The sequence below is a fragment of the Mesorhizobium sp. M7A.F.Ca.US.006.04.2.1 genome, assembly GCF_004022915.1.
Lineage (GTDB): Bacteria > Pseudomonadota > Alphaproteobacteria > Rhizobiales > Rhizobiaceae > Mesorhizobium > Mesorhizobium ciceri.
In genome coordinates this window covers 1-3,259 of the sequence record NZ_RZQA01000744.1, presented here as the reverse complement: position 1 = coordinate 3,259, position 3,259 = coordinate 1, and the positions used below count along the sequence as shown (strand labels likewise).

Genomic DNA, 3,259 nt, shown 5'->3' with positions numbered 1-3,259 from the left:
ACCAAGTCCAGTTCGCAGCTCGGCCAGCTGATCGAGCAGGCCGCGGTCAATCTCGGCCAGGTCGATGAACGCCTGAGCGGCAGCACGCAAAGCTTCGCCGCGACCACCGAGAAGGCCGCGCAGACCTTTGCCAGCTCGGCACGTCTGGTCGATTCGAACACGACTAGGCTGACGGAACTGTCGTCGTCCACCTTGCGCGAGGTCGCGTCGATTGCCACCAAGTTCGACGAGCACAGCCGCCTGCTGTCCAGTGCTTCGGACCTGTTGAGCTCTCGGCCCAGAGCAACCTCGAACACACGCTCGAACGGCAGTCGTCGCTCGAAGACCTCGCCGTCGGCCTGGTCAAGAAGTCGGAAGATCTCGAAAGGGTCATGCGCTCGTTCGAAAATCTCGTCGGCCAGACGCTGCAGAACGCCGAAGGCAAGGCGATGGAGTCGGCCGACAAGATCCGCAACGCCATCACCGACGTCGTCGACTCGGCAACCAAGCGCTTTGCCGATGCGACCGAGGAGATGCGGCGCACCGCGGGCTCGATCAAGAGCGAGCTCGACCTGACCCGCGCCGAGCTCAAGAAGGGCGTCATCGAAATGCCGGAAGAGGCCAAGGAATCGACTTCGGCCATCCGCCGCGCCGTTTCCGAGCAGATCAACGCCCTGAAGGAGCTTTCGGACATCGTGGCCAAGTCCGGCCGCGGCGGTGAAGGGTCCGAACCACGCAACCTGCGTCCGGCGCCGCAAGCGCCGGCCGCACGCGCTGCCGAGCCGCCGCGCCGAGCACCGGCACCGCAGCCGGACCTGCGCACGCCTCAGGCGCCCTTGGGCGGCCCTGCATTGCGCGGCACGCTCGACCTTGACCGTCCGACCGAGGCGGCACCGCGTCCGCGCGGCGATGCCAACGCCCGCACGCCGCAGGGTGGCTGGGTGCGCGATCTGCTGACCGCGGCATCGAACGATGAGGACCTCAGGTCGGCAGCTCCCCCAGCGACTGCGGAAGCGCCCCGCGCTACGCCTGCCCAGCGATCGCCCCTTCATGTCGTCGAATCGCTGAACTCGCTCTCCGTCGATATCGCGCGGGCCATCGACCACGATGCTTCGATCGAGCTGTGGAACCGCTACCGGCGCGGCGAGCGTGACGTGTTCACAAGGCGGCTCTACACGCTGAAGGGTCAGCAGACGTTCGACGAGATCCGTCGCAAGTATCAGGCCGAGGCCGAGTTCCGCGCCGCCGTCGACCGCTACTGCGACGATTTCGAGAAGCTGCTCAAGGATGTCTCGCGCAACGACCGCGACAACATCATGGCGCAGACCTACCTGACGTCGGACACCGGCAAGGTCTACACCATGCTGGCGCATGCGAGCGGCCGCCTGCACTAAGACAGGAATTGAACAGGCGGGCCATGGTCCCGCCTGTGCCTGCTCTAACGTCCGGCACGCGTTGAACCTGCCCGCAACAGGTCTTGCAAGACTATCGATGCCTTCGGAATCCGCCCTAAGTCGATCTCCCGACGGCGCCATAATTCATCCACAGTACCGCTGCCCTAACGCTCGCAGGGTGTGATCGTGAAGACGGCAATCATTTTCGACTGCGAGTTTCTTTGCCTGGAGGGCTCGCAACGCAGATTCTGGTGCGCGGCCCACGATCCCGACCCGGTGATCGCACAGATCGGCGCCGTCAGGCTTGGACTTGAAGGCGACTTCCCCCTGCTCGGAACACACAAGGCCTATATCAGACCGGTCGACCGGTTTGGTCAGAGATACGCCCTGGACCCATTCTTCACCAAACTGACCGGCATCACCGAGGAAGATTTGGAGACAAAAGGGGTGGCACTAGGGGATGCTCTCGCCGACATCGATCGTTTTTCCGAAGGGGCGCGATTCTGGTCCTGGGGCAAGGACGAATTGAGCATGATCGCCATCAGCTGCTATGTCGCGGGCATTCAGCCTTCGATCCCGGCCACCCGGTTTGACAACACCGTCAAGCTGCTGATCGCAGCCGGAATGCCGATCGAGGATCTGGCGAGAACGCCGAGCAACAAGCTTGCGGATTACTACGGCGTCAAGCACCCGCCATTGCAGGGGCACGATGCGCTCGATGACGCGCTGTCCGTGACCTACACCCTGCAGCACCTGATGAAGACCGGAAAGCTCCGGCCGGAGATCTTCGACCACTTGTAGGTAGAGAAGCCTGGTCGGATGAAGCCTGGTGGGATTCCGGCGCGCGTCGCGCTCAGATCACCGAATCCGTCCAGCGCACGATCTGCCCGGCGGCGTCGCCGAACGCCTTGTCGAGTGCGCTGACATAAGCAGGATTGCCGCTGCCCGAGACGGGTGCGGCTGCGGTGAAGCTCTTGGAAGCACGGACCTCGCCGTTGCGATCGTTCAGTATCCGCACGAACAGATCGACCTCGGCATGTTCGCCGCCGTCGACCCGAACCTCGAATGAGCGGATCTCGACGATCACCTGATAATCGATCGCCAGGCCCTCGCCCGGCTTGCCGACGCCGGCAAAGCTGCCCGAGCGCTGGAAGGTCTCGGCCAGCCGCGCCTGCACGATCAGCGGCAGACGGTCGGCCCATTGCGCGCCCTTGAGATACTGGATCGAACGATCCGACGGTTTGATGACGATGTTCTGGCTGTCCAGCGCCTTGAGCGCCGACGGCTGCGCGATCAGGATCTGGCGGCGGCTGTGGCCAAGCGCGTCGACCGACGGCGCCGACAGCTCGAACGTATCGAGCGGCGCGGGCTTGCCGCCCAACGCCGCACAGCCGGCCAGCGTCAAAGCAAGCAGTGCCGCAGCCGATGTCAACCCGCCCGTTTTCACCCACACAGACTTCACGCGCGATCCCCGTTGTCCCCGGATCGTAAGATCGACCCGCTTTCGCGGCTCATGTTTCTGGGGCGCGCCGACGCCGAAGTCAACGCCGCGCCCTGCCATCGAATTGCCGAACCTCGCCGTCGCCACCCGACAGGATGCGCTGCGGATTGCGGCTGAGATCGGTTACCGCCTCCTCGATGCGGCTGATCGAACGGCGGCTGTCCTGCACCAGCGCTTCGACGTTCGAAAGCCCCTGGCCCGAGAATCGCGCCAGATTGTCGGTGATGACGCCAAGGCGCGAATTCAGCGTGTCGGCAACCTGCTTGAACGACTTCAGCGTCGCCCTCGCATCCGCCATCACGCCGTCGGCCTGCCCCGACCCGAGCAAGGTATCGACCTTGGCTAGAATGCCATCGACCCGCACCGAGGCATCGTTGAGCCGTTG

Annotated in this window: 2 protein-coding genes and 2 pseudogenes; 2 read left to right on the top strand and 2 right to left on the bottom strand. The window is 64.3% G+C overall.

Going from position 1 to position 3,259, the window contains the following annotated elements; translation table 11 throughout:
* Both EN925_RS29240 and EN925_RS29235 read left to right on the top strand, forming a co-directional pair.
* Positions 1–1,373: pseudogene (locus EN925_RS29240) on the top strand (kinesin); the annotation flags it as partial.
* A 186-nt stretch (positions 1,374–1,559) separates the two neighbouring features.
* The gene (locus EN925_RS29235; protein WP_127370128.1) at positions 1,560–2,174 is read left to right on the top strand and encodes a 3'-5' exonuclease; all 615 of its coding nucleotides are present in this window, start codon (positions 1,560–1,562) and stop codon (positions 2,172–2,174) included.
* A gap of 52 nt (positions 2,175–2,226) precedes the next feature.
* On the opposite strand, the gene EN925_RS29230 is transcribed toward EN925_RS29235, so the two are convergent.
* Positions 2,227–2,934 carry an ABC-type transport auxiliary lipoprotein family protein gene (locus tag EN925_RS29230; protein ID WP_127370129.1) on the bottom strand — a complete coding sequence of 236 codons (708 nt, stop codon included), beginning with the start codon at positions 2,932–2,934 and terminating at the stop codon, positions 2,227–2,229.
* Positions 2,915–3,259 (bottom strand): annotated as a pseudogene (locus EN925_RS29225) (MCE family protein); the annotation flags it as partial. The gene EN925_RS29230 and the pseudogene EN925_RS29225, both read right to left, overlap by 20 nt.

What these genes read in the sequence shown, in the direction of transcription:
- EN925_RS29230 (WP_127370129.1), bottom strand. Translation starts at nt 2,934, where the DNA reads ATGGCAGGGCGCGGCGTTGACTTCGGCGTCGGCGCGCCCCAGAAACAT.